24 protein-coding genes are annotated in these 26,950 nt (G+C 67.8%); 9 read left to right on the top strand and 15 right to left on the bottom strand.

Annotation, left to right across the window (positions count from 1 at the left end; all coding sequences use genetic code 11):
* Positions 1–101: 101 nt before the first annotated feature.
* Genes AC0KUR_RS22755 through AC0KUR_RS22745 form a run of 3 tightly spaced genes read right to left on the bottom strand, consistent with a single transcriptional unit; the run spans position 102 to position 3,763 of the window.
* A complete protein-coding gene (locus AC0KUR_RS22755) occupies positions 102–1,124 on the bottom strand; it encodes a histone deacetylase family protein (protein WP_200089315.1) in 1,023 nt (340 codons plus the stop codon).
* A gap of 25 nt (positions 1,125–1,149) precedes the next feature.
* Positions 1,150–2,421, bottom strand: coding sequence for a Zn-dependent hydrolase (locus tag AC0KUR_RS22750; protein WP_200089314.1), 1,272 nt, complete (start codon positions 2,419–2,421; stop codon positions 1,150–1,152).
* A gap of 31 nt (positions 2,422–2,452) precedes the next feature.
* Positions 2,453–3,763 carry an MFS transporter gene (locus AC0KUR_RS22745; protein WP_034186612.1) on the bottom strand — a complete coding sequence of 437 codons (1,311 nt, stop codon included), beginning with the start codon at positions 3,761–3,763 and terminating at the stop codon, positions 2,453–2,455.
* A 190-nt stretch (positions 3,764–3,953) separates the two neighbouring features.
* Between AC0KUR_RS22745 and AC0KUR_RS22740 the strand changes: the two genes are divergently transcribed.
* On the top strand, positions 3,954–4,910 hold the full coding sequence (locus AC0KUR_RS22740) for a LysR family transcriptional regulator (protein ID WP_034186611.1): 957 nt from the start codon (positions 3,954–3,956) through the stop codon (positions 4,908–4,910).
* A 58-nt stretch (positions 4,911–4,968) separates the two neighbouring features.
* Here AC0KUR_RS22740 and AC0KUR_RS22735 read toward each other — a convergent pair whose 3' ends face one another.
* From AC0KUR_RS22735 to speB, 5 genes are all read right to left on the bottom strand, one after another.
* On the bottom strand, positions 4,969–6,039 hold the full coding sequence (locus tag AC0KUR_RS22735) for a porin (RefSeq protein ID WP_473376446.1): 1,071 nt from the start codon (positions 6,037–6,039) through the stop codon (positions 4,969–4,971).
* A gap of 158 nt (positions 6,040–6,197) precedes the next feature.
* Complete coding sequence (locus AC0KUR_RS22730) at positions 6,198–7,628, bottom strand: purine-cytosine permease family protein (protein ID WP_034186609.1); 1,431 nt, start codon at positions 7,626–7,628, stop codon at positions 6,198–6,200.
* A 303-nt stretch (positions 7,629–7,931) separates the two neighbouring features.
* Positions 7,932–8,609: an SOS response-associated peptidase family protein gene (locus tag AC0KUR_RS22725; protein WP_034186608.1), complete on the bottom strand. Its 678-nt coding sequence runs from the start codon at positions 8,607–8,609 to the stop codon at positions 7,932–7,934.
* 130 nt (positions 8,610–8,739) lie between these two features.
* Complete coding sequence (locus AC0KUR_RS22720) at positions 8,740–9,204, bottom strand: GNAT family N-acetyltransferase (RefSeq protein ID WP_034186607.1); 465 nt, start codon at positions 9,202–9,204, stop codon at positions 8,740–8,742.
* The gene (speB, locus tag AC0KUR_RS22715) at positions 9,197–10,165 is read right to left on the bottom strand and encodes an agmatinase (RefSeq protein WP_124609097.1); all 969 of its coding nucleotides are present in this window, start codon (positions 10,163–10,165) and stop codon (positions 9,197–9,199) included. Before speB ends, AC0KUR_RS22720 begins: the two co-directional genes overlap by 8 nt.
* A 128-nt stretch (positions 10,166–10,293) precedes the next feature.
* Here speB and AC0KUR_RS22710 point away from each other — a divergent pair, with 128 nt between their 5' ends.
* On the top strand, positions 10,294–11,211 hold the full coding sequence (locus AC0KUR_RS22710; RefSeq protein WP_034186605.1) for a LysR family transcriptional regulator: 918 nt from the start codon (positions 10,294–10,296) through the stop codon (positions 11,209–11,211).
* Between the two features lie 28 nt (positions 11,212–11,239).
* Here AC0KUR_RS22710 and AC0KUR_RS22705 read toward each other — a convergent pair whose 3' ends face one another.
* The 7 genes from AC0KUR_RS22705 to AC0KUR_RS22675 all read right to left on the bottom strand — a co-directional run bounded on the left by AC0KUR_RS22705 (position 11,240) and on the right by AC0KUR_RS22675 (position 19,301).
* Complete coding sequence (locus tag AC0KUR_RS22705; RefSeq protein ID WP_049033568.1) at positions 11,240–11,869, bottom strand: NAD(P)H-binding protein; 630 nt, start codon at positions 11,867–11,869, stop codon at positions 11,240–11,242.
* A gap of 330 nt (positions 11,870–12,199) precedes the next feature.
* Positions 12,200–13,591: a dihydrolipoyl dehydrogenase gene (gene lpdA, locus AC0KUR_RS22700; RefSeq protein ID WP_034186603.1), complete on the bottom strand. Its 1,392-nt coding sequence runs from the start codon at positions 13,589–13,591 to the stop codon at positions 12,200–12,202.
* 5 nt (positions 13,592–13,596) lie between these two features.
* The gene (locus tag AC0KUR_RS22695; protein ID WP_473376445.1) at positions 13,597–14,901 is read right to left on the bottom strand and encodes a dihydrolipoamide acetyltransferase family protein; all 1,305 of its coding nucleotides are present in this window, start codon (positions 14,899–14,901) and stop codon (positions 13,597–13,599) included.
* 1 nt (position 14,902) lies between these two features.
* Positions 14,903–15,943 carry an alpha-ketoacid dehydrogenase subunit beta gene (locus AC0KUR_RS22690; protein WP_034186601.1) on the bottom strand — a complete coding sequence of 347 codons (1,041 nt, stop codon included), beginning with the start codon at positions 15,941–15,943 and terminating at the stop codon, positions 14,903–14,905.
* A gap of 2 nt (positions 15,944–15,945) precedes the next feature.
* Entirely contained in the window at positions 15,946–17,178 is a 1,233-nt protein-coding gene (locus AC0KUR_RS22685) for a thiamine pyrophosphate-dependent enzyme (protein ID WP_473376444.1), read from the bottom strand.
* A 401-nt stretch (positions 17,179–17,579) separates the two neighbouring features.
* Positions 17,580–18,206, bottom strand: a complete 627-nt coding sequence (locus AC0KUR_RS22680; protein ID WP_069705407.1) for a flavin reductase family protein — start codon at positions 18,204–18,206, stop codon at positions 17,580–17,582.
* 195 nt (positions 18,207–18,401) lie between these two features.
* Entirely contained in the window at positions 18,402–19,301 is a 900-nt protein-coding gene (locus tag AC0KUR_RS22675; RefSeq protein ID WP_473376443.1) for a LysR family transcriptional regulator, read from the bottom strand.
* Positions 19,302–19,458: 157 nt separating this feature from the next.
* Between AC0KUR_RS22675 and AC0KUR_RS22670 the strand changes: the two genes are divergently transcribed.
* The 7 genes from AC0KUR_RS22670 (at position 19,459) to AC0KUR_RS22640 (ending at position 26,939) form a co-directional block, all read left to right on the top strand.
* Positions 19,459–20,580, top strand: coding sequence for an alkene reductase (locus tag AC0KUR_RS22670; RefSeq protein WP_473376442.1), 1,122 nt, complete (start codon positions 19,459–19,461; stop codon positions 20,578–20,580).
* A gap of 76 nt (positions 20,581–20,656) precedes the next feature.
* Positions 20,657–21,085 carry a DoxX family protein gene (locus tag AC0KUR_RS22665; protein WP_049033532.1) on the top strand — a complete coding sequence of 143 codons (429 nt, stop codon included), beginning with the start codon at positions 20,657–20,659 and terminating at the stop codon, positions 21,083–21,085.
* A gap of 102 nt (positions 21,086–21,187) precedes the next feature.
* Positions 21,188–22,192 carry a quinone oxidoreductase family protein gene (locus tag AC0KUR_RS22660; protein WP_473376441.1) on the top strand — a complete coding sequence of 335 codons (1,005 nt, stop codon included), beginning with the start codon at positions 21,188–21,190 and terminating at the stop codon, positions 22,190–22,192.
* An 880-nt stretch (positions 22,193–23,072) separates the two neighbouring features.
* Complete coding sequence (locus AC0KUR_RS22655; RefSeq protein WP_473376440.1) at positions 23,073–24,098, top strand: LacI family DNA-binding transcriptional regulator; 1,026 nt, start codon at positions 23,073–23,075, stop codon at positions 24,096–24,098.
* Positions 24,099–24,161: 63 nt separating this feature from the next.
* Positions 24,162–25,190 carry an ABC transporter substrate-binding protein gene (locus AC0KUR_RS22650; RefSeq protein WP_059560605.1) on the top strand — a complete coding sequence of 343 codons (1,029 nt, stop codon included), beginning with the start codon at positions 24,162–24,164 and terminating at the stop codon, positions 25,188–25,190.
* A 17-nt stretch (positions 25,191–25,207) separates the two neighbouring features.
* On the top strand, positions 25,208–26,032 hold the full coding sequence (locus AC0KUR_RS22645; protein WP_034186592.1) for an ABC transporter permease: 825 nt from the start codon (positions 25,208–25,210) through the stop codon (positions 26,030–26,032).
* A 10-nt stretch (positions 26,033–26,042) separates the two neighbouring features.
* Positions 26,043–26,939 (top strand): ABC transporter permease, encoded by an 897-nt coding sequence (locus AC0KUR_RS22640; protein ID WP_124670431.1) that lies wholly within the window; start codon positions 26,043–26,045, stop codon positions 26,937–26,939.
* Positions 26,940–26,950 lie beyond the last annotated feature (11 nt).

Genomic DNA, 26,950 nt, shown 5'->3' with positions numbered 1-26,950 from the left:
ATGCATTGATCCAGCGTATGCGCGAATTGACGGCGCGCAAGCCGAAAACTTGAGCGCATGCCGATGATCCGGCCCCTCCCCACGGCGCGCCGGCGTCCGCGTCAGCGCGCCTCGCCGAACCCGCCGAAGAACGCACGGGCGTTCGCGTCGAGGCTGTCGAGGTGATAGCCGCCCTCCTGCACGATCACCGTCGGCAACCCGAGCGCGCCGATCGCGCCGCCGAGCCGCCCGAACCCGTCGGTCGTGACGGCAACCTGCGATTGCGGATCGTCCTGGTAGATGTCGAAGCCGAGCGCGAGCACGAGCGCGTCGGGCTGGAATCGCGCGAGGGCGCGCAACGCGTCGTCGAGCCGCTCGAAGAATACCGATTCCGGCGCACCGTGCGGCATCGGCAGGTTGAGGTTGAAGCCGGCGCCGGCGCCCGCGCCCGTCTCGTCCTCGTAACCCGCGACGACCGGGTAGAAGTTGGTCGGATCGCCGTGGATCGACACGTACAGCACATCGTCGCGGCCGTAGAAGATCTCCTGCACGCCCTGCCCGTGATGCATGTCGGTGTCGAGGATCGCGACACGGCGATGGCGGCCCAGCAGCGCTTGCGCGGCGATCGCCGCATTGTTCAGGTAACAGAAGCCGCCGGCTGCATCGCGGCGCGCGTGGTGGCCCGGCGGGCGGCACAGCGCGTAGGCCTCGCGCGCGCCGTCGTTGACGTCGGCCGCGGCCGCGAGCGCATCCTGCGCGGACCAGTACGCGGCGCGCCACGTGTTCGCACCGACCGGGCAACTGCCGTCGGCAAGGTAGCGCGCGGCTTTCGCGAGCACGCCGCGCAACGGGTTCGGGTCGCGCACGAACACGTTCGACATCACTTCGTCGCCCCAGTCGTCGGGCATCCGCTGCCAGTCGCGGTGCGCCTCTTCGAGAAAGCGCAGGTAGTTCATGTCGTGCACGGCCGCGATCGGCGCGGTGCCGCGGTCGGCCGGCTCGCGCACGTCGAAGTCGAGCGCGCGCACGGCCGCGACGAGCCGCGCCGCGCGTTCGGGCACTTCCTGCGGTTCGCGCATCCGGCCGCGCGACAGGTAGCTGCGCGGATGATGCAGCAGTTGTTCGGGATGGAAATAGGTTTTCATCGTTCGTCCTCGTCGAATCGCCGCGTCACGCCACGCGCGCGGCCGCCTCCGCTTCGACCGGCGCCGCGATGCCCGCGCGCGCCAGCACCGCATGGAGCAGCACGTTCGTGCCGCGCGTCACGTCGTCGGGCAATGCGTCCTCGGCCTCGTTGTGCGACAGGCCGTCGACGCACGGAATGAACACCATCGCGGTCGGGACGCGGCGCGCGAGCAGGATCGCGTCGTGGCCGGCGCCGCTGACGATCCGCTCGTTCGTATAGCCGAATGCAGCCGCCGCCTGCGCGACCAGCTCGACGCAATCGCGGTCGAACGGCGTCGCCGGGCTGCGCCAGCAGGTGTCGATCGCGACCTGCACGCCGCGGGCGGCGGCGATGCGTGCACACGCATCGCGCAGGTCGCGCTCCATCGCGTCGACTTCGGCATCGTCGTGATGACGCAGGTCGACCGTGAACGTCAGGTCGCCGGCAATCGTGTTGCGCGACGCGTTGCGGATGCCGACCTGCCCGATCGTCGCGAGCCCGCGCGGCGCATACCCGGCGACGATCCGCTCGAGTTCGAGCGCGATCTGCGCGCTCGCGAAATACGCATCCTTGCGATACGGCATCGGTGTCGTGCCCGCATGCGCGGCCACGCCCGTCACCGTCACGTCGAGCCAGCGAATCGCCTGGCCGCCGGTGACGACGCCGATCGTCGTGCCGTTGGCCTCGAGTACGGGCCCCTGTTCGATATGGGCCTCGAAATACGCATCGACCGCGCCGCCCGCCGCGCGCGTGCCGCGATAACCGCACGCGTCGAGCGCCGCGCCGAGCGTGACGCCGTCGGCGTCCTGCTTCGCGAGCGCGTCGTCAAGCGGCAGCGCGCCCGTAAACACGGCCGAGCCGAGCATCGCCGGCGCGAAGCGCGCGCCTTCCTCGTTGGTCCAGGACACGATTTCGAGCGGCTTGTCGGTCGCGATGCCGGCGTCGTTCAGCGTGCGCACGAGTTCGAGCCCGGCGAGCACGCCGTAGACGCCGTCGAAACGACCGCCTTCCGGCTGCGTGTCGAGATGGCTGCCGATCAGCACGGGCGCGGCTTGCGCGTCGGCGCCGTCGCGCCGGGCGAACAGGTTGCCGACCGCATCGACGCGCACCGCCATCCCCGCGTCGCGGCACCATTGCGCGAACAGGTCGCGCCCGCGCCGGTCATCCTCGGTCAGCGCGAGGCGCCGCACGCCGCCGCGCGGCGTCGCGCCGACGCGCGCCATGTCGGCCAGGCTCCGCCACAAGCGGGCGCCGTCGATTTCCAGCAGGTCTTTCATGTGCACTCCGGATGAATTCGTACGTTGAGGGTCAGTGCGAACCGAGCGCTTCGGCGGCAGCCGGCCGGGCCGCACGGCGCGCGTCGAGCGCCACGATGCAGAGCAGCGAAATGCCGGCGAGACCCGTGTAGAACACCGCGAGCGGCCACCACTGGCCGGCGAAGCGATGCGCGAGCCAGGTGCCCACGAGCGGCGTCAGGCCGCCGGCAATCGCGCCGCAGATCTGGTACGCGAGCGAGATCGCCGAATAGCGCACGTGCGCGGGGAAAACGTCGCTGACGAAACCCGCGATCACCGAATAGAAGCCGGCCATGCAGACGACCGCGAGCGCGATGCCTGCGATCAGCGACGCGGACGTGCCGCCCTGCACGAGCATGAACATCGGATACGGCGACAGCATCGCGAGCAGCGCGGCGAGCTTCAGGAAGCGCGCGCCGCCGATCCGCTCGGCGGTCCAGGCGGCGACCGGCTGCGCGACGAACTGGATGATCGCGACCGCGAACAGGCTGTCGAGGATCAGCGAGCGCGATACGCCGACGTACTGGGTCGTGTACGCGATCATGAACGTGTTCGTGAAATAGACGCCCGCGATGCCGATCGTGTTCGCGCCGATGCAGAGCAGCACCAGCCCCGACGCGGAGCGAAACACTTCGGCGACCGGCAGCTTCACCGTGCGGTTGGTTTCCTTCACCCGCGCGAATTCCGGCGATTCGTTCACGCCGAGCCGGATCAGGATGCCGACCACGAGCAGCACCGAACTCGCGAGAAACGGCAGGCGCCAGCCCCACGCGAGGAAGTCGGCCTTGTCCATCGACGTGACCGCCCGGAACGCGACCAGCGACAGGATCAGCCCGGCCGGGCTGCCGAGCTGCGCGAACGACGCGAAGAACGTGCGGCGCCCCTGCGGCGCATGCTCGCCCGCCATCAGCACCGCACCGCCCCATTCGCCGCCGACCGCGATGCCCTGCACCACGCGCAGCGCGACGAGCAGCACCGGCGCGAGCATGCCGACCGTCGAATAATCGGGCAGCAGCCCGACGCACACGGTCGCTACGCCCATCATCATCAGCGTCGTCATCAGCGCCTTCTTGCGGCCAATGCGGTCGCCGAGGTGGCCGAAGATCACGCCGCCGAGCGGCCGCGCGAAGAAGCCGACCGCGAACGTCGCGAACGACGCCATCGTGCTGACGAAGCGGTCGTGCGACGGAAAATAGAGCTCGCCGAACACGAGCGCGGCGGCGGTCGCGTAGATGTAGAAGTCGTACCACTCGATCATCGTGCCGATGAACGCGGCCGTCGCGGCACGCCCCGGCTGGCGCGCGGAAGGAAGAGACTGGGTCATGCGGGCTCCTGACGCACGCCGCTGCGGGGCGACGCGCAATATCGTGGTGACGACCGTCTCGCGCGGCCTCGCGCCGCACGCTGCGGCGCCCCTCCTTTATCGGCGACCGCAAATCATTAGTCAAATTTCAAGTTATTATTCGCTGTATAAATTCAACTAATGCCTACCCGACGCCTCGCCCGGAGACCCGATGCGCCCCGACCTTGCCCCGTTCCTGAACGACCGCCTCGACTGGAACCTGTTGCGCACCTATCTGGTGATCATGCAGGAGCGCAGCGTGAGCCGCGCGGCCGCGCGCCTGCACGTGACGCAGCCGGCCGTGAGCCAGGCGCTGCGGCGGCTCGAGGAGACGCTCGAGCGCCGGCTGATCGAGCGGCGCGGCGCGCATTTCGCGGCGACGCCGGCCGGCGAGGCCGTGTACCGGATCGCAAGCGACATCTACGGCGGCATCTCGCGCCTCGAAACCGAAATCGACGACAGCACGGCCGACCTGACCGGCTCGATCCGGCTGCTGACGGTGAGCCGCATCGAGTCGCCCGTCTACGACGAATTCCTCGCGGAATTCCATCGCGCGTATCCGCGCATCGACCTGCAGATCGAGGTGATGCGCTCGTCGGACATCCTGTCGTCGCTGCTGCAGAAGACGGCCACGGCCGGGCTCGGCCTGTGCCGCACGCCGCACGACAAGCTGGAGATGCGCTGTTTCCTGCGCCAGCGTTATGCGATCTACTGCGGCCGCCATCACCGGCTGTTCGGGCAGACGCAACTGCGGATGGACGATCTGCTCGCGGAGAATTTCGTGTCGTTCACGAGCGACCAGATCGGCGACAGCCTGTCGCCGCTCACCGTGTTCCGCGACCAGAAGGGCTTCACGGGGCGCATCGTGGCATCGTCGCCGAGCCTCGAGGAAGTGCGGCGGCTGATCTTCGCGGGTTACGGGATCGGCTGCCTGCCCGAGCACATCGTGCGCGACGACATCGCGCAGCAGCGGCTGTGGCGGCTGCCGCCCGATGACGGGCTCGTCGATGTCGACGTGTTCCTGCTGTGGCATCGCGACCGCAAGATGAACGCAGCCGAGCAGGCGTTTCTCGACGCGATGGAGCGCTGCATGCAGCGCTATTCGCTCGCGGAGCGGCTGGGGAAGTGACGGTGCGCCTGCGCGCGGAGAACACGCCGGGCGCAGGCGGCCCGGCGCGTCGCACGCATCAGAAACGATGCACGATGCCGAGTTGCACGCCGCGCGCATTCGCGCCCGGGTAGGCGAGCGGCAGGCCGGGGTTCGCCGCGCCGGCCAGCGTGTAGCCGGCCTGGTTGCGGTTGCGCAGGTACGACAGCGCGCCGTAGAAGCTCGTGCGCTTCGACAGGTCGTACTCGTACATCAGCCCCAGCTGGTCCGCATTGTTGCCCTGCGACGACTGGTCATGCAGGTACGCGTAGCCGAGCGCGACATAGTTCGCCGGGTTGAACTGGTATTTGACCGACAGCCCGTACACGCGCGAATCGATCCCGAGGTCGGCCCACTTCACCGCGGAGAAACCGCCGTACACGGTTGCCTTGCCGATCTCGTACGAGGCGCCGGCCATGATCGTGCGATCGGTCGTGGTCGCCGTCGCGTTCTTCAGCCACTGGCCCGCGACGAACGCGCCGAACGGCCCGTGTTCGTAGGTCAGGTCGAACTGCTGGCTGGAACCGGCCGAGCGCACGCCGCCCGCGTCGCCGAAGCCGAAATACAGCCCGCCCCGGAAGCCCGCGATCTCCGGACTCTGGTACGACAGCGTGTTGCTGGTGCGGAACGCGAACACGGTCAGGTTGTCCATGCCGGATGCCTGCGTGACGCCGCCGAACGCGTCCTGCCCGCCCTGGTCGTTGAACAGCGGCGAATTCTGCCGGCCCGCGCGCAGCTTCCCCCACGCCCCCGCGACGCCGACCCACGCCTGCCGGTTGAACATGCTGCCGGCACTCGCCAGCGAACCGTCGTTCGGATTGAAGCCGTTTTCCAGCGCGAACTCGATCTTCTGCCCGCCGCCGATATCCTCGCCGCCCTTCAAGCCGAACCGGCTGCCCCACTGGCCACCCGAGTTGATCGCCGCCGTATAGCCGTTGCCCGTATTCACGTACTGCGCGAACTCGTCGATCACGCCGTACAACGTGACGCCGTCCTGCGCGAGCACGGTGCCCGATGCGGCGAGGCATGCGATCGTGACCGTCGCGCGAAGACCGGCGTGCACCGTCCGCGCCCGGCAATCGCTGCCGTGCGCTTCAATATATTTAGTCATACTATTTAAATAGGCAGAGAAGGAAACGACACCGGGCGCGACAGTCACGCGGCACCGGTATCGCGGGAATGGGAATCGATCGGGTAGGCCCGGCGCGGACCGCACCCGGCTCGACGCTCAGGCCGGCAACGAGCCGGCCCGATGCGCGGGATGCGCCGTCAGTGGTGAACTTCGCCGCGTTCGAGCGGCAGGATCAGGCGCTCGGGAATGCTGCGACGCGATGCGCGCGCGCCGATGTAATACAGCACGGCCGGCACGATCAGTCCGAGAATCCACGAGATGTCGGTGCCGCCGAGCGCATCGACGAGCGGCCCCGTGTAGATGTGCGTCGACATGAACGGCAGTTGCACGAGGATACCGACCACGTAGATCGTGATGGCCATCCCGTTCCAGCGTCCGTAGCGGCCGTCCGGATCGGACAGCGCCGGCACGTCGTAGCGCGAGCGCGTGAAGCAGTAGTAGTCGACGAGGTTGATCGCGCTCCACGGCGTGAAGAACGCGAGCAGGAACAGGATGAACGCGGTGAATTCCTTCAGGAACGAATGACGGCCGGCGAGCGCGATCAGCGTCGACACGCAGATCATCCCGACGATGTACACGAGGCGGCTCTTCGACGACACCGCGCCCTTGCCGCGAAAGCCGCTGACGATCGTCGCCATCGACATGAAGCTGCCGTACGCGTTGAGCGCCGTCACCGTCACCTTGCCGAACGCGATGCTGAAGTACAGCAGCGCCGCCACGGCGCCCGTCGAGCCGAGCCCGACGATATACGACACTTCGTGATGCGCGAACTGGCTGCCGGCCAGCGCGGCCGCGAAGACGCCGAACACCATCGCCGCCTGCGCGCCGATCACCGAGCCGAGGCCGACCGCGAGGAACGTCGCGACCGACGACGTCGAGCGCGGCAGGTAGCGCGAGTAATCGGCGACGTACGGGCCGAACGCGATCTGCCACGACGCGGACAGCGACATCGACAGCAGGAAGCTCGCGAGCGAGAAATGACGGTTCGCGAGCAGCGCGCCGACGTCGTGGTTCGCGAACAGCTGCGCGAACATGTAGACGAACGCGACGATGCCGACCACGCTCGCGATCCGGCCGACGAAGTGGATCGCGCGGTAGCCGAATACGGTCAGCACGACGATCACGGCCGCGAACAGCAGGATGCCGGCGGCGTCATCGACGTGCAGCAACTGCGCGACGGCCTGCCCGGCCAGCACCGAGCCGCTCGCGGAAAAGCCGATATACATCAGGCACACGAGCACGATCGGGATCATCGCGCCGTACACGCCGAACTGCACGCGGCTCGAGATCATCTGCGGCAGCCCGAGCTGCGGCCCCTGCGCGCCGTGCAGCGCCATCACGGCGCCGCCGACGAGCTGGCCGAGCAGCAGCGCGACCAGCGACCAGAACACGTCGCCGCCGAGCACGACCGCGAGCGCGCCCGTGACGATGGCCGTGATCTGCATGTTCGCCGACAGCCACAGCGTGAACTGGCTCAGCAGCCCGCCGTGGCGCTCGGCGTCGGGAATGAAGTCGATCGAGCGGACCTCGATCAGTCCGCCGGCCTTTCCACTCGAATTCGTTGACACGGGTCAATCTCCCCAATACTCAGGACCACACATGGTTTGAACGGGACAGGATGCAGCGAGCCGCCCTTTCGGCTCTGCGGATGCGGGGCGCCGTGGATCGCCGGCATGCGCCACGCACGCATGGTCTGCACGCTGGCGCGCAAGCGGCACGACGTGTGCCGACATTGCCAGCGGATGATCTTGTATATACAACTTGTGAGATATCGGTGATTACCCGGTATCGACCGATTTTCGAAATCGTCCGAACAATCGGTGCGGGGTCGGGCAATTTCGCCGCAAGCCGGACGTCGGAAAAATGAAAGGTCAGGCGCCGGCCGGCGGTGCCGGATCGGGCTCGGCCGTCATGCCGCCTGCGGGGAACAGGTTCAGCATGCGCCGCGCCGCTTCGATGTCGCGCGTGTGCAGCCACTCGTCGTAATCCTCGCTGCGCAGGATCACGACACCGCGCTTCTCGTCGGCGGGCCGATGCATTCGCGCGAACAGCGGATGATCGTCGGCGTTCACGGTGAGCATCGTCATGCCGATGCGGACGCGTCCGCCGCTGTCTTCATGGCGACGCCAGAGACCGGCGACGCAATACGGCTGCCAGCCGTCGACGCCGATCCGGTGCCACACGTTGCGGCCGGTCTCGTAACACGGCTCGCAGATCCAGCGCACCGGAATCAGGCAGCGCTGGCCGTTGCGCCAGGCGTTCCCGTAGAGACGCGATGCGCCGACCGTTTCCGTGCGCGCGTTCACCGTATCGAGCTTCCTTCGTTTCCGGCCGTGCTCGTCGAGCCGCTCGGGCTGCATGAACTTCGGCCAGAAGCCGAACACGGCCGCCACGACCGCAAGGCCGTCGCCGTCGGCGCATGCGACGGGCGCCGCGTAGTCGGGATACACGTCGGGTGCCCACGGGTCGCGGCGATACAGGTCGCCGATGCCGATCTTCAGTTCGCTGATGCCGGGGTCTTCGCCGGGAGCGCGGTAGTGAGTGCACACGGTTCGTGCCGACCATGGAGGCAATGCTTCCATCGTAGATCAGCGCGCATGCGGCAATGGCGTTATTGCTTGGTATGACGAAACAGTTTTACGGATCGCCTGCGTATCGAGATCCGGGCAGCGCATGCGGTCAGGCGCCCCGCCTCACCTGAAGCGTCAGGATTTCATCGCCGGCTTCATCGAGCCTGCCGGTCGGCATCCAGCCGAGATGTCGATAGAAACCGTGCGAGCGCGATGCGGGATCGGTCGAGCAGCCGAGAAACAGCGACGTGAAGCCGTTCGCCGCGAAATCGTCGATCACGCGCCGCAGCAGCCGCTTGCCGATCCCCGCCCCTTCGTACTCGGGCAGGATCGCGAGCACGACGATCTCGCCCGAAGCGGTAGCGCCGAAGCAGTAGCCGACCATGCGCCCGTCCGTGCAGCAGACATGGCCCGCGAACCGGCCGTCCCGGATCCCGTCGCCCCAGCTTTCGACGGTGATGCCGAGGTCGCGCAACTGCGCTTCGGTGAACGCGTTCTCGCGTGTCTTGCCGCGCAGTGCGATGCACGCGGCCGCGTCGCCGGGCACGGCCTTGCGCCAGATGAGGTCATCCATCGATCGATGTTTCCTTGGTGTGCCGCCGGCGCGACGCATACAGGCAGATCAGTTCCAGCGCGATCGTCGCGCCGGCCAGCGACGTGATTTCAGCATGATCATACGGCGGCGACACCTCGACCACGTCCATGCCGACCAGGTTAATGCCGTCGAGGTGACGCAGGATCTCGAACGCCTGGTGGCTCGACAATCCGCCCGACACCGGCGTACCGGTGCCGGGCGCGAACGCCGGGTCGAGACAGTCGATGTCGAACGTCAGGTACACCGGATGATCGCCGACCCGCTCGCGAATCCGCGCGGCGACCGCGGCCGGCGTCGACGCATGCACGCGGCGCGCATCCTGGATGTCGAATCCCATCGGCTCGTCGTTGGTGGTCCGGATGCCGATCTGCGCCGATCGCGCGGGCACGACCCACCCTTCCCGCGCCGCGTGATGGAACATCGTCCCGTGATCGATGCGCTTCACGTCGCGGTCGGGCCAGGTGTCGGTGTGCGCATCGAAATGCACGAGCGACAGCGGGCCGTGCACCTTCGCATGCGCCTTCAGCAGCGGATACGTGATGAAGTGATCGCCGCCGAGCGTCAGCATCGCGCAGCCGCTCGCGAGGATCGCATCGGCATGCCGCTCGATCGCACCCGGCACCGATTCCGGCTGCCCGAGATCGAACGCGCAATCGCCGTAGTCGACCGCGGCCAGCACGTCGAACGGATCGAACGACCACGGCCATGGCCGCTCCCACGCGAGGCCCGTCGACGCGATCCGCAACCCGCGCGGGCCGAAGCGCGTGCCGGGCCGGTGCGACGCGGCGGCGTCGAACGGCACGCCGGTGATCGCGAGATCGACGCCGTCGAGATCGCGGCTGAAACGCCGCCGCATGAAGCTCGTCGCGCCCGCAAACGTCGGTTCGGCCTGGGTGCCGTGGAGGCTGTCGCGCGTAAACGCGAAATCGTTCTGGCTCATCGTCGGATTCCTGTCTGAAGGGGACACGGCCGCGCGGCTGGCGACCTCGTGCCCGATTCTGCCGCCACGGCATCCAACGAAAAATATGAACTAACATAAGCCGACTTCACGAAATGCGATGTATTGCCATGCTGACCCGGCTCCGAGACATGGATTTGCAGTTGCTGCGGCTGTTCCTGACGATCGCCGAGTGCGGCGGCTTCAGCGCCGCGCAGGGCACGCTCGGCATGGCGCCTTCGACCATCAGCACGCAGATGGCCAAGCTCGAGACGCGCCTCGGGTTCCGGCTGTGCGATCGCGGCAAGCGCGGCTTCCGGCTGACGCCGAAAGGCGAGCGCGTGCTGCAGTCGACGCGGCGGCTCCTGCAGGCGATGGACGTGTTCACGCGCGACACGCAGCACGTGTCGGGCACGTTGCTCGGCGAGCTGCGCGTGGGTTTGTCCGAACGGCTCGCGCCGGACGTCGTCGAATCGATCGCGGCGGCCGTCGGCCGTTTTCGCGAACAGGCGCCGGACGTGCTGATCGAGATGCTCGCGGTTCCGCCCGACGAACTGGAGCGCAGGCTGCTGAAAGGCGAACTGCAGCTCGCGATCGGCTATTTTTCCGGCCATCAGGCCGGCCTGCACTACGCGCCGCTGTTCGTCGAACATCAGTCGCTGCATTGCGGCGCACGCCATCCGCTGTTTGCGAAAAAAAGCGTGTCGGCGAGCGACATCGCACGCGCGAGTAACGTCGCGCGGCTCTACAAGACGAACACGTCGGGTGCGGCGCTGCGCAACGCACAACCGACCGCGTTCTCCGAAAACGTCGACGCCGACGTGATCTTCATCCTGTCCGGCGCGCATGTCGGGTTCCTGCCCGACCACGTCGCGGCGCCGTGGATCGCTGCCGGGAAGATGCGCCGGCTGCTTGCCAGCAAGCTGAGCCACACGGTCGAATTCCAGCTCGCGACGCCGCGGAACCGCGACGGCAGCGACGCGATGGACGCGTTCACCGCGGCGCTCGCCGAACAGTTCGGCGGGCTCGATGACTGGTCGGGCCGGTAACCGGCTACGCGAGGCAGCCCGCCGCGCGTCAGACGAGCCGGTCCGATGCGACGACGTGCACGCCCGGCCGCGCGTCGATCGCGGCATCGACCAGCGCACGCGCGATCCGCGCCGCCGGATTCACGCGCCACTTCGCCGGCAGCACCGGCCCGACCGCGTTCAACGCGAACACGAACAGCCGCTCGCCGAACCTGAATTCGTCACGACTGCCGCCGATCAGGCCCGGCCGCACATAGGTGAGCGACGCAAAGCCGACGCCGGCCAGCGCCTGCTCGACCTCGCCCTTCACGCGGTTGTAGAAGATGCGCGACGCGGCATCCGCGCCGAGTGCGGAATTCAGCACGTAGGTCGGCGTGCCGTGCCGGTGCGCGTGCCGCGCGACGGCCAGCGGATAATCGTGATCGACGCGCCGGAAGGCCGCCTGCGAGCCGGCGGCCCGCATCGTCGTGCCGAGCGTGCAAATGACCGCATCGGCCTGCCACCAGTCGGCCGTGTCGGGCAACTGGTCGAAATCGACCTCCAGCGCGCGCATCTTCGGATGCGGGGACAGCGGCCGGCGCGCGAGGACGATGACCTGATCGACCCGCGAATCGGCAAGCGCGACTTCGAGGACGTGGCGCCCGACGAGTCCGGTCGCGCCGACGAGCAGCAGTTTCATGTCCGGTTCTTCCGTGTGAAGCCTGCGTTGGCGGGCCCGATGCGGCCCGGTTTCCGGCTATCGACATGATCCCCGGCCGGCCGCTCGCGCACAACCCGTCCGTTGTCTCCAAAAATTACCGATCGGGCGTCTTCCCTGTCCTGTCGCGCGCCACGACGCGGCCGACGCCGGCCCGATCGACAGCCGGCCTTCGGCGATCAGCGCCGGCGCGGAAGCCGGCATCGATGCATTCCGCATACCGACTGGATGCACACGACGCAAGCGTGAAAAAGCACGAACCGCCGATGCCCGCATGGCACGCCGGCGGTTCCGTTTCAGGCGGCCCGCCTATCAGACATGCAACGCGTGCCCGAGCGCGCGCAATGCGGCCTCCTGCAGCGCCTCGCCCAGCGTCGGATGCGCATGGATCGTGCCGCCGATATCCTCCAGCCGCGCGCCCATCTCCAGCGACTGCGAGAACGCCGCGGCCAGTTCCGACACGCCGCGTCCGACGGCCTGCCAGCCGACGATCAGGTGATTGTCGCGTCGCGCGACGACGCGCACGAAGCCGTCGGTCGCCTGCAGCGTCATCGCGCGCCCGTTCGCCGCGAACGGGAACGATGCGCTCACGCAATCGACGCCGGCCGCATGCGCATCGTCCGGCGACCAGCCGGCCGTCACGATCTCGGGATCGGTGAAGCACACGGCCGGAATCGACGCCGGCACGAACTGGCGGCGCCGGCCGGCAATCAGCTCGGCCACCATCTCGCCTTGCGCCATCGCGCGATGCGCGAGCATCGGCTCGCCCGCGACGTCGCCGATCGCCCATACGTTGCGCATCGACGTCCGGCACGTGTCGTCGATCCGCAGCGCGCGGCCGTTGCGATCGAGCTGCAGCGTCTCCAGCCCGAATCCGTCGACGCGCGGCCGGCGGCCGACGGCCACCAGCACGCGATCGGCCGGCAGCGTCTGCTCGGCGCCGTCGGCGGCCTGCACGCGCACCGCGCCGTGCTCCGCCAGCCCGAGCACCTGGTGGCCAAGCCACAGCCGGACGCCGAGCCGCGCGAGTGAATCGGCAACCGGCCGCCCGAGTTCCGCATCGTATGCAGGCAGCACGCGCTCGGCCGCCTCGACGACGCTGACGTCGACACCGAGCTTGCGATAGACGGTCCCGAGTTCGAGCCCGATGTACCCGGCGCCGACGACGACCAGCCGCTTCGGCAACGTCGCGGGCGACAGCGCCTCGGTCGACGACACGACGTGCCCGCCGAACGGCATCGTCGGCAGCTCGACCGGCTCGGAACCCGTCGCGAGCAACAGGTGTTCGCAACCGATCCGCACCGAATGATTGCCGGTGACGACGTCGACGGTCTTGCCGTCGATCACGTGGGCGTCGCCGTGCAGCACGCGCACGCCGTTTTTCTTGAGCAGCGCGCCGACGCCGCGCGTCAGCCGGTCGACGATGCCGTCCTTCCACGCGACGCTTTTCGCGATGTCGAGCTCGGGCGTGCGCACGCGGATCCCGAGCGCGCCTTCGCCCGCCTGGCCGCACGCCTGTTCGAACGCATCGGCCACGTGGATCAGCGCCTTCGACGGAATGCAGCCGATGTTCAGGCACGTACCGCCGAGCCGGTCGCGCTCGACCAGCACGGTCGGAATGCCGAGCTGGCCGGCGCGGATCGCGGCGACGTAGCCGCCCGGGCCGCCGCCGACGACGAGCAGTGTGGTGTGTTCGTTCTTCATCGCGCTCACTCCACGAACAGCAGTGCCGGGCGTTCGAGCACCGCGCGCACGGCCTGGATGAATTCGGCCGCATCCGCGCCGTCGACGACGCGATGATCGAACGACGACGACAGGTTCATCAGCTTGCGCGCGACGACCGCCCCGTCGCGGATCATCGGCCGCTCGACGATCCGGTTCACGCCGACGATGCCGACTTCCGGGTGATTGATCACCGGGGTCGACACGATGCCGCCGAGCGCGCCGAGGCTCGAAATCGTGATCGTCGACCCGCTCAACTCGTCGCGCTGCGCGCGGTTCGCGCGCACGGCATCGGCGAGCCGCGCGATTTCCGCCGAGATCGACCACACGTCGCGCGCTTCGGCATGGCGCAGCACGGGCACCGTGAGCCCGCCGTCCGTCTGCGTCGCGACCCCCATGTGCACCGCGCCGTAACGCGTGACGACGCCTGCTTCGTCGTCGAAACGCGCGTTGATCTGCGGGAAATCGCGCAGTGCGATCACCATCGCGCGGATCAGCAGCGGCAGCGGCGTGAGCTTGCCGCGCGTGTCGCCGTAGCGTCGGTTCAGTTCCGTGCGCAACGACTCGAGCTCGGTGACGTCGATTTCCTCGACGTAGCTGAAGTGCGGGATGCGGCGTTTCGCTTCCTGCATCTTGCGCGCGATCGCGCGGCGCAAGCCGATCACCGGCACCTCGGTCTCGTCGTTGCGTTCGTCGTAGCCGTGCGCGTGCACCGACCGCGCCGCGCCGCCGCCCGCATACGCATCGAGGTCCGCGTGCAGGATCCGCCCGGCTTCACCGGTGCCGCGCACATAGCGCAGCTCGATGCCCATGTCCCACGCGCGCTGACGCACGGCCGGCGACGCGAGCGGCCGTTCGCCCGGCGCGAGCGCCGCGCGCGGCTGCGCCGCCGGTGCGTCACGACGCGGCCGCGCCGGAGCGTCGCTCGCCGTCGGCCGTGCAGGCGGCTCGGCCGGCACGTCGACCGCCGGCTTCGCCGGCGCCGCCGCGACCGGTGCGGTTGCTACCTTTGTTTCCCGCACCGGTGCGCCGGCCTTCAGGTTGCCGTCGCCTTCGACTTCGAGTCGAATCAGCTCGCTGCCGACCGCCATCATCTCGCCGATCCGGCCGCCCAGTTCGATCACCTTGCCCGTCACCGGCGACGGAATCTCGACCGCCGCCTTGTCGGTCATCACGTCGGCGAGCGGCTGGTCTTCCTTGATCGTCTGCCCGACTGCCACATGCCAGGCCACCAGCTCGACCTCGGCGATCCCTTCGCCGATATCCGGCATCTTGATGACATGAATCCCCATTTCACGCCTCCATCACGCGTCGCAACGCTTCACCGACCCGGGCCGGCCCCGGAAAGTACGCCCATTCCTGCGCATGCGGATACGGCGTATCCCAGCCCGTCGTGCGCTCGACCGGCGCTTCGAGGTGGTAGAAGCAGTGTTCCTGAACCAGCGAAACGAGTTCCGCGCCGAAGCCGCAGGTGCGCGTCGCCTCGTGCACCACGACGCAGCGCCCGGTCTTGCGGACCGACGCGACGATCGTGTCGAGATCGAGCGGCCACAGCGTGCGCAGGTCGATCACCTCCGCGTCGATGCCCGTCTCCTCGGCGGCGGCGAGCGATACGTGCACGGTCGTGCCGTACGTCAGCACCGTCACGTCGCTGCCGGGCCGCGCGATGGCGGCCGTGTCGAGCGGCACCGTGTAATAACCCTCGGGCACCGCGCTCGCCGGATGCTTGAGCCACGACGTGACCGGCCGTTCGTGATGGCCGTCGAACGGCCCGTTGTACAGCCGCTTCGGCTCGAGGAAGATCACCGGATCGTCGTTTTCGATCGACGCGATCAGCAGCCCTTTCGCGTCGTACGGATTCGACGGCATCACCGTGCGCAGCCCGCACACCTGCGTGAACATCGCCTCCGGGCTCTGGCTGTGCGTCTGGCCGCCGTAGATGCCGCCGCCGCACGGCATCCGGATCGTCATCGGCGCGGTGAACTGGCCGGCCGAGCGATAGCGCAGCCGCGCGCCTTCCGACACGATCTGGTCCGACGCCGGGTAGAAATAGTCGGCGAACTGGATCTCGCACACCGGGCGCAGCCCGTACGCGCCCATTCCGACCGCCGCGCCGACGATCCCGCCTTCGGAGATCGGTGCATCGAACACGCGCGACTTGCCGTATTTGTTCTGCAGTCCTTCGGTACAGCGGAACACCCCGCCGAAATAACCGACGTCCTGCCCGAACACGACCACGTCGCTGTCGCGGCCGAGCATCACGTCCATCGCGGAGCGCAGCGCCTGGATCATCGTCATCGGCTGCGTCGCCGTGTCTGTCTCATGTTGCGCCATGATCATGCTCCCAGTTCCTGGCGCTGACGGCGCAGGTGCGCGGGCAGCTCCTTGTACACGTCGTCGAACATCGAGGCCGGCGACGGAATCCGGTCGTCGGCCAGCGTCCCGTATTGCTCCGCTTCCTTCTGCGCGGCAATCACCTCGGCCTCGAGTTCGGCCGTCAGCGCCTCGTGTGCGCTGTCCGACCAGATGCCCTTCGCGATCAGGTGACGCTTGAAACGCTCTATCGGGTCGCCGAGCGGGAAATGGGACCAGTCGTCGCTCGGCCGGTACTTGGTCGGATCGTCCGACGTCGAATGCGCGCCCGCGCGGTAGGTCACCCACTCGATCAGCGTCGGGCCGAGATTGCGGCGCGCGCGCTCGGCGGCCCAGCTCGACGCCGCGTAGATCGCGAGGAAGTCGTTGCCGTCGACGCGCAGCGATGCGATCCCGCAGCCGACGCCGCGCCCCGCGAAGGTCGTGCCTTCGCCGCCCGCGATCGCCTGGAACGTCGAGATCGCCCACTGGTTGTTGACGACGTTCAACACGACCGGCGCGCGGTACACGTGCGCGAACGTGAGCGCGGTATGGAAGTCGGCTTCGGCCGTCGCGCCGTCGCCGATCCACGCGGACGCGATCTTCGTGTCGCCCTTGATTGCCGACGCCATCGCCCAGCCGACCGCCTGGATGAACTGCGTCGCGAGGTTGCCGGAAATGGAGAAGAAGCCCGCTTCGCGATCGGAATACATCACCGGAAGCTGGCGGCCCTTCAGCGGGTCGCCTTCGTTCGACATCAGCTGGCAGATCATCCGTTCGAGCGGCACGTCGCGCGCGATCAGGATGCTCTGCTGCCGGTAGGTCGGGAAGCACATGTCGCCGTCGCGCAGCGCCATCGCGTGCGCGGTGCCGATCGCCTCCTCGCCGAGGCTCAACATGTAGAAGGAGATTTTCTTCTGGCGCTGCGCGATCATCATGCGCGCGTCGAAAATGCGGGTCTTGAGCATCGCGCGCAGCCCGGCGATCAGTCGCGCGTCGTCGAGCTCCGGCGCCCACGGGCCGACGGCCTGGCCGCTGCCGTCGAGCACGCGCACGAGGCTGCGGGCGAGATTGGCGGTGTCCGCCGCGGCCACGTCGATCGGCGGGCGGCGGACCGCGCCGGCCGGCGATAGATGCAGATAGGAAAAATCCGTCTTGCAGCCCGGACGCCCGGTGGGCTCCGGCACATGCAGACGCAATGGCTCTGACAGGCTCATCGTGTCGTCTCCACGCTCGATTGTGTCTCACGCTGTTGGGAACGCGCGGCCGGTTGCCGGCCTGCGCGCGGGTTGACGCGCGGATAAGCGCGTCAACCTTGGAAATCTATGCCTTGCGGCGCCGGGCGTCGATGTCCAAGCCGCTCGTTCGTCGTGAGCAGATTTGCCATGGCAGAGGTCCACGGCGCGCGTCGGGCGGGCGGAACCGGCGAAGGATGTGGTTGCTGCAGTGCAAGACCGCCGAGCCGGCCGCGATCGGGCATCGGGGGCGGACGAATCGGCCCGTCCGTCTCATGCGAGGGTACGAAGCAAAAGACCCCGCGACATCGTTGCGCTGCGCGGGGTCCTTTCAGGTTCGGGCGCTTCGGCGCCCGGTCGCCGGCTTGCGCCGGCGCGATCGATCACGCGTCGGGACGGAAAATGTCGAAGCGACTGTCGGGCTTTACGTGCACGTAGGCCGACGGACCGCCCGCACGAAGAATGATGCCGGCGCCAAACGTGTCGAAGATGCCGTCCTTCAGCAAGTCATGGCGGATATGAACCGCGATGACCTCACCCAGCACCAGCGTGGCTGGCGTCTCGACGCCGTGATGATCACGCAGCGGGACCACGTCGGTCACCTTGCATTCGAAGTTGACGCCGCTTTCCGCGACGCGCGGCACGTTGACGAGGCGCGACGGCACCGCGGTCAAGCCGCCGAGTTCGAACTCGTTCACGTCGTACGGCACGGCGGCGCAGGTCTGGTTCATCCGCTCGGCGAGCTCGCGCGTCGCGAGGTTCCACACGAACTCGCCCGTCTCCTGCACGTTGCGCAGGCTGTCCTTGGCGCCGGTACTCGAAAAGCCGATGATCGGCGGGCGATAGTTGAACGCGTTGAAGAAGCTGTATGGCGCGAGGTTGAGTGTGCCGTCGCTGCCGCGAGAAGAGATCCAGCCGATCGGGCGCGGGCCCACGATCGCGTTCAACGGATCGTGCGGCAGGCCGTGGCCTTGCGACGGTTCGTAATAGTGATGGGTCGAGTCGGTCATGACGATGTTTTTGCGTGACGCAAACGATGTTGGAGGCGGTCGGCGGGACGCGTGTGCCGATGGCGACCCACGCGTCCGGTACGACGGGCGTCGCCAGTATCACATGACGCCGTTTTTGCCGCAGCGCAGCGGCAACGCCAATGAAGGCTTCGCGTGTCCCGGTGCCCGCGTTGTGCCGGTGCACGGCGTCGCGCTTCAGGCGTCCGGTTCGCCGGGACGCGTCAGATGGTCGATCAGCCACTGCGTCGCGGGTCCGCACGCACGATCGGCCCGCCTGATCAACGACAGGCCGTATCGAAACACCTCGCGATCCGACAACCGCACGACGGCCAGCCGGCCTTGTCGCAAGTCATCGTCGACCAAATGCATCGGCATCGAGCCCCAGCCGAGCCCCTCGAGCAACAAGCGATGCTTGGCGCCCAGGTCCGCAGTCTTCCATGTGCGGGTCGCATAAACGCCGAACAACTGCCCTTCGGTCAGTTTGCTGCGGTCCGTCAACACGAGTTGCGTATATTCGCGCGCCTCGGACAGAGGAACACGCCCGCGGCGCTGCGCGAGCGGATGCGTGGGCGCAGCGACCGTGACCAGCTCGATCGAGCCCATGGACGTTGCATCGATGGCATCAGGCCAGTTTTGCGCCGGCCCGCTGATGCCGAGGGCGCATCCGCCGTCGACCACCAGCTTCATCACCCCACCGAGCGCTTCGATGGTGAGGTTGAGCGCGACCGTCGGAAATTCGTCGGCGAACGCGCCCAACCCATCGACGAGTCTCGCCAGTGGAAACATCACGTCCACCGCCAGCGACAGTTCTGCTTCCACGCCTCCGCGCAACCCGGCGGTTTTGGCCAGCAACTGGCCTGCCAGCATGTCGAGCCGCCGGGCGTCGGCCAGGACGATTTCACCGGCCGCCGTCAACGTCGGCCGCCGCTTGCCACGTTCGAACAGCGGCACGCCGAGCAACGACTCGAGATTGGCGATCGCGTAACTGACGACGGACTGGGCGCGCTCGAGCCGCCGGGCCGCGCCGGAAAAACTGCCGGCTTCGACAACCGCGATGAACGCGCGCAATTGATCCAGATTGGGGCTTCGCTCCATGATCCATCAAGAAAATGGATTCTAATGATCCATTTTAGACGATTGTTTAGATTACAGCCTTCTCCTAAATTCCTGCTCAGCAGCGTTCGAAGCGCGCATGCCGGACATCCCGGATCGCGCCTCGGCGCCCTCGTGAACACCACAGGAAAATCGAATCATGACGCTCGACAGCTCCCTTCCCCGACGTTCGGAAACGGCCGGCCCCACGTTGTTCGACCCACTCGAGCTCGGCCCGGTCACGCTCGGGAACCGCATCGTGATGGCACCGATGACACGCAGCCGCGCCGGCGCCGGCGATGCGCCCGGCGCGATCAATGCCGTCTACTACGCCCAGCGCGCGTCCGCCGGCCTGATCGTTACGGAAGGCACGCAGATCTCCCCGCAGGGCAAGGGTTATCCGTCCACGCCGGGGATTTACAGCGATGCGCAGATCGCCGGCTGGAAGCGGGTGACCGATGCCGTGCATCGCGAAGGCGGCCGCATCTTTGTCCAGCTCGCGCACGTCGGGCGCATCGGCCACCCGGATCTGCAGCCCGACGGCGCACTACCCGTCGCGCCGTCGGCCATTCGACCGGACGGCCAGGCATTCACGCCGAGCGGCCCGCAACCGCATCCCGTGCCACGCGCGCTCGACACGCACGAAATTCCCCGCATCGTCGAGCAATACGCGCAAGCGGCACATGCCGCGTTGCAGGCAGGCTTCGATGGTGTCGAAATTCACGCGGGAAACGGCTATCTGCTCGACCAGTTCCTGCGCGACGGTACGAACCGGCGCACGGACCCGTACGGCGGCACGATCGACAAGCGTATCCGGCTGCCGCTCGACGTCGTGCGCGCGGTCGGGCATGTCGTGGGTCCCGGTCGCGTGGGCGTCCGCATTTCTCCGGTCACGCCGTATTTCGGCGGCATCGCGGACAGCCACCCGCAGGCGCTGTTTGACCGGTTCGCCGACCGGCTCACCGGTCTCGCGGCCTACCTGCATGTCGTCGAAGGCATTCCCCAGGTGGCGGCCGATCAGGCGCCGCCGTTCGACTATCGCGCATTGCGCCGTGCCTTCGGTGGACTCTACGTCGCTAACGGCGGCTACACGAAAGCGCGTGCGCAACAGGCACTGGACGAGGGCAGTGCCGATCTCGTGTCGTTCGGTTACCCGTTCATCGCGAACCCCGATCTGGTGACGCGCATTCGACACGATCGCCCGCTCGCGCAGGCCGACATGTCCACCGCTTACGGCGGCGGCGAGGCCGGCTATACCGACTATCCGGCGCTCGACGCATAAGCGGAAAGCCGCTCGACAGCACAAAGATCACCCGCCAGGATCAGCGATCCATCCACCCAATAATTACGGATTCCATATGATTAATTCAATCAATCGCACACTCTACCGGACGGCCGTGCAAACGCCCGTCGTCAACATCCTGCTCTCCGTGCTCGTACGGCTTCTCATCGCCGGCGTCTATCTCGGCGCGGGGATCAGCAAGGTCTTCAACTATGCGGGCACCCGGCTATACATGGAGCACATGGGCGTATCGGGCGCGCTGCTTCCGCTCGTGATCGTCGTCGAGGTCGCCGGCGGCCTGGCGCTGATCACGGGCTTCATGACACGGCTCGCGGCGCTCGGACTCGCGATCTTCTCGATCATCGCCGCGGCGATCTTCCACGGCGGCGGCGACCAGACTCAGCAGACGTTCTTCATGATGAACCTGTCGATGGCAGGCGGTCTGCTCGCACTCGTCCTGAACGGAGCCGGTCGTGTCGCGTTCGATCGCGCTCAACCGGACTGATCCGCCGGGCATCGGGCAACACGCCTCCACTGCGCGGCCGGAGCCGGCCCGCGCTTCATTCATCCCCGGGGGCGAGCCCCCCTTTGCAAGCGAGATTTTTTCATGAGCAGCATGCATGCCATCCAGATCGACCGTATCGGCGATCCTTCCGTCCTCCGTCCGGTCGTGATCGAGCGTCCGACGCCTGCCACCGACGAGGTTCTCGTGCGGGTCACGCGTGTCGGACTGAACTTCGCGGAAACGCTGCAACGCGCCGGCACCTATCCGGGTCCGGCGCTGACGCTGCCGGCAGTGCCGGGCTCGGAAGTCGTCGGCACCGTCGCTGCCGTGGGCGCGGATGTCCGGAATATCCAGATCGGCGCGCGTGTCGCGGCGCCGCTGTTCGGCGCGATGCGCGCGACCGGGGGCTACGCCGAATACGTGACGCTCGGCGCCGCGCTGATTACCGCGATTCCCGACGAAGTCTCCGACGACGACGCGGTCGCCGTGATGCTGCAGGGGCTGGTGGCCCGCGTGCTGCTGCGCGAGACGCCCGTGGCCGCACGCACGGTCGCGATCACCGCCGCAGCCGGCGGCGTCGGTTCACTGCTGATCCAGCTGGCGAGACTCGACGGAGCACGCTCGATCGTGGGCCTCGCGGGTTCAACGGACAAGTTGCGGGCAGTACGCGCGCTCGGCGCAGATCAAGCCATCAGCTATCGCGACGGCGACTGGGCCGACGGGTTGCGCACGGCGCTCGGCGGCACCGGACCCGACGTCGTGTTCGATTCGATTGGCGGAACGGTGGCCCGCACGCTTGTATCCGGCCTCGCGACATACGGCCGCTTCGTCAGCTATGGCGCGGCCAGCGGCCAGTTGCTCACGGTCGACGAAACCCTGATGAATATACTGATCTTCGGCTGCCGTTCGCTGTCCGGCTTCGCGCTTCATGCGTTCCTCACCAACGACGTCGTGCACAAGGCCCTCATTGAGCTGTTCGGCTTGCTGGCAACCGGCAAGCTGAAACCGCTGATCGGCGGCAGCTATGGATTCGACGCGATCGCCGACGCGCATCGGGCACTCGAAAGCGGTCAAACGACCGGCAAGCTGATATTGCGCGTCGAATGAGTAGGTGATGCACCGCGACCGACCTGTGCCGGGATATCGCGCTCGCATCATCGGAAACGAGCCATGCGAACGGGCAGGTCTCGGATGGCCGGGGATCTGCCAACGCTTCACCAGCGGCAACATCCGTCCCCGACACCGCGGCCTCCGACGAATGGCCACGCCGCACAAACAAAAAACCCGCGAGCGCTTCAATTCTCGCGGGTTTTTTCAGACCTTCATCGAAACGCATCGAAGCGATCGTGGTGCCGGGGACCGGACTCGAACCGGCAAGCCAGTTAAGGCGGCGGATTTTCGTCACACTGCTTCTTTCAAAGCCGACGTCGCGTAAGCGAAGCCGTTCGTGCGCTGGACTATGCCTTCACCGTCGCGCGCGGGCGTGACCGCTGCCCGTGCGCCTTAGGCGCCCCCCGTCTAGTCTCTACACCTTCCTCGCGGATGCCGCGAGGCTTGGCTCGGCGTTGCCTCGATGCGCGCATCAGGGGTTTCGCCGAATTTGAAGGGTTCTGCACCGACCGTTTCCGGCCGGGCACTCAATCGTTTAAGTCCGCTATGTTTACCAATTTCATCACCCCGGCAAGAGGGCGGACGCGATTCTACCATTGCTTGCGCATGCGTTCCCTTATTCTGCCGCACCGCATCGCGACACCGGCCGCCGTCGCGCGGATGCACTCCCGCCCGCTCGCCGTCGCTACGACAGGGGCGCCGGTTTCGTCGCGCGCCGCGCCCTCCCCGCTACAATCAAGCCCGCGTCGTCCGACGGCCCCAACCGTCTGACGTTTGTATCGTGCTTTTTTGCGAAACAAGCGTCGTGTGCGTCATCGCGAAGTCACAAACGTTTTCGATAATTCCCTCGCCGAAAACGTTTACATCGCGTTATTTCATGACCTCGACCATCAAGGACGTCGCTGCCCTCGCGGGCTTCTCGATCGCCACCGTCTCGCGCGCGATCAACGCCCCGCATACCGTCAGCCCCGCCACGCTGCAGACGATCCGCACCGCGATCGATACGCTGCAGTTCCGCCCGAGCCCGCTCGGCCGGCAACTGCGCGGCGAACGCACGCGACTCGTCGGCGTCGTCGTGCCGACGCTGTCGAACCCCGTGTTCGCCGACTGCCTGCAAGGCATCGACGCGCTCGCGACCGCGGCCGGCTTCAAGCTGATCGTGACGACGACTGAGTACGACGCCGCGCGCGAACGCCATGCGATCGAGACGCTGCGCGAGCAGCGCGTCGAAGGGCTGATCCTCACCGTCGCCGACGCGGACACGCACCCGCTGCTCGACATGCTCGACCGCGACGGCCCGCACTACGTGCTGATGCACAACGACACGCAACGCCGCCCGTCGGTGTCGGTCGACAACCGCCGTGCCGCCTACGACGGCGTGCGGCTGCTGATCGCGCGCGGCCACCGCCGCGTGCTGATGCTGGCCGGTTCGCTCGCCGCGTCGGATCGCGCGCGCCAGCGTCATCTCGGCTATGCGCAGGCCCTCCAGGAAAGTGGCATGGCCACGCTGCCGCCGGTCGAGGTCGACTTCAACGCACCCGAGCTGCCCGAAGCCGTGCTCGCGCATCTCACCGCGCACGCCACACGCCCGACCGCCCTCTTCTGCAGCAACGACCTGCTCGCGATGGTCGTGATGCGCGGCCTGCGCCGCGCCGGCTTCTCGATTCCCGACGACCTGTCGGTACTCGGCTTCGACGGGATTGCGATCGGCGAACTGCTCGCGCCGCCGCTCGCGAGCGTGGCGACGCCGAACCGCGACATCGGCCGTCACGCGTGGCGGCGTCTCGTCGAATGCATCGGCGGCGCGACGCTCGAGCGCACGTCGCTGATCCTGCCGCATGCGGTGCGCGACGGCGCGACGGTCGCACCGCCGTCCATCGATCTGCAACGGCGCCAGGCCTGAACGCAGGCCGCCCCCGACCACCCCACCACCCCAGCGCACCACCCACTCGCCCGGAGACCCACCGTGTCCTTTCGCCTGACCTCGCTGCTGCGCGCGCTTGCCGCGCCGCTTGCCCTTGCCGCGCTCGTCGCCGGCGCGCCCGCCGCCCACGCCGACGAAACGGCGATCTGCTACAACTGCCCGCCGGAATGGGCCGACTGGGCCGCGCAGATCGCGGCGATCAAGCAGAAGACCGGCATCCGCGTGCCGTTCGACAACAAGAATTCGGGCCAGTCGATCGCGCAGCTGATCGCCGAACAGAAGAGCCCGGTCGCCGACGTCGTCTACCTCGGCGTGTCGTCGGCCTTCCAGGCGAAGGACAAGGGCGTGATCGCGCCGTACAAGCCCGCGCACTGGAACGACATTCCCGCGAACCTGAAGGATCCGCAAGGCTACTGGTTCGCGATCCACTCGGGCACGCTCGGCTTCTTCGTGAATAAGGACGCGCTCGACGGCAAGCCGGTGCCGCGTTCGTGGGCCGATCTGCTGAAACCCGAATACAAGGGCATGGTCGGTTATCTCGATCCGTCGAGCGCCTTCGTCGGTTATGCCGGCGCGGTCGCCGTCAACCAGGCGTTGGGCGGCAGCCTCGACAACTTCAAGCCGGCCCTCGACTGGTTCCGCAAGCTGAAGGCGAACGCGCCGATCGTGCCGAAACAGACTGCGTATGCACGCGTGCTGTCCGGCGAGATTCCGATCCTGCTCGACTACGACTTCGATGCGTATCGTGCGAAGTACAAGGACAGCGCGAACGTCGAGTTCGTGATTCCGAAGGAAGGCACGATCGCCGTGCCGTACGTGATGAGCCTCGTGAAGGGTGCGCCGCACGACGCGAACGGCAGGAAAGTGCTCGACTTCGTGCTGTCGGACGAAGGCCAGAAGCTGTGGGCCAACGCCTACCTGCGCCCGGTGCGCGCGCAGGCGCTCGGCGCCGACGTCGCCGCGAAGTTCCTGCCGGCGAGCGAGTACGCACGCGCGAAATCGGTCGACTTCGGCAAGATGGCGGCCGGCCAGCAGGCGTTCGGCCAGCAGTACCTGCAGGTGATGCAGTAAGCGGCAGGACACAATCGATGCTCGACCTGACTTTTCCGCTGCGCTGGCGCGTCGCGCTCGTCGCGCCGGCGCTGGCGGTGTTCGCCGCGTTCTGGCTGCTGCCGATGGCGGCGCTCGTGCAGGTATCCGCCGACGGCGCGTTCCTGTCGCACTACGCGGCGCTGCTCGGCAATGCGCGTTACATGAAGAGCCTCGGCGAGACGGTCGCGCTGTCCGCGGGCGTCACGCTCGCGACGCTCGCGCTGTCGACGATCTCGGGCCTCCTGCTCGCGCGCCGCGAGTTCGCCGGCAAGCGCGTGCTGCTCGCGCTGCTCACGTTTCCGCTCGCGTTCCCGGGCGTCGTCGTCGGCTTCATGGTGATCATGCTCGCCGGCCGCCAGGGGCTGATCGGCATGCTGTCGGCAAAGCTCACCGGCGACAAATGGGTATTCGCGTACTCGGTCGCGGGCCTGTTCGTCGGCTACCTGTACTTCTCGATTCCGCGCGTGATCGTCACCGTGATCGCGGCCGCGTCGAAGCTCGATGCGTCGCTCGAGGAAGCCGCGCGTTCGCTCGGCGCGTCGCCGTGGCGCATCTTCGTCGACATCGTGCTGCCCGCGCTCGCGCCCGGGCTGATCGCGGCCGGCGCGATCTGCTTCGCGACCGCGATGGGCGCCTTCGGCACCGCCTTCACGCTCGCCACCGACCTGAACGTGCTGCCGATGACGATCTATACCGAATTCACGCTGAACGCGAACATCGCGACGGCGGCCGGCCTGTCGATCGTGCTCGGCATCGTCACCTGGGCCGTGCTCGCGCTCGCGCGCCGTTTCACCGGCCACACCGCCGCCGCGGCGGCCTGAGGATTCCCGCATGCAATCGCTTTCCAGCTCCTCCGCGCCGTCACCGGCGCCCGCTCCCGCGCAGGCGAACGGCGTCGCGCGGCGCGCGCCGCACGTCACGGGCGCGCGCGCGATCGCCGCGCTGCAATGGGGCGTCACGCTGCTGCTGTGCGCGTTCCTGATCGTGCCCGTCGGGATGTCCGTGCTCGCGGGCCTGACCGTCAACTATTTCCGCGGCCTGTCGAGCGGCCTCACGCTGCGCTGGCTCGAACAGGTGTGGCAGCAGTATCACGGCTCGGTCGCGCTGTCGCTCGAAGTCGCGTTCGCGACGCTCGCGATCGTGCTCGTCGCCGGCGTGCCGGCCGGCTATGCGCTCGCGCGCAGCAAGAGCCGCGTCGCACGCGCGATCGAGGAGGCGCTCGTGCTGCCGGTCGCGCTGCCCGGGCTCGCGTCGGCACTCGCGCTGCTGGTCGTGTACGGCGGCTTCACCGCGTTCCGGATGAGCCTGTGGTTCATCGTCGTCGGCCACGTCGTGTTCACGCTGCCGTTCATGGTGCGCGCGGTGGCCGCCGTCGCGGCCGGCGCCGACCTGCGCACGCTCGAGGAAGGCGCGGCGAGCCTCGGCGCGTCGTTCGTCACGCGCTTCGTCACGATCGTGCTGCCGAACCTGCGCCCCGGCATCGTCGCGGGCGCGCTCGCGGTGCTCACGCTGTCGATCGGCGAATTCAACCTCACGTGGATGCTGCACACGCCCGACACCAAGACACTGCCGGTCGGGCTCGCCGATACCTATGCGTCGCTGCGCCTCGAAGTCGGCAGCGCGTACACGATCCTGTTCCTGCTGATGACGCTGCCGCTCCTCGTCGCGATGCAGTGGCTCGGCGTCGATCCGTCCGGCACACGTGCGCTCAAGCAGCGCCCGCGCTGAATTTTTCGCAG

It is taken from the genome of Burkholderia sp. YHN3-13, assembly GCF_055810675.1.
This window is presented reverse-complemented; position numbering and strand designations above follow the sequence as displayed.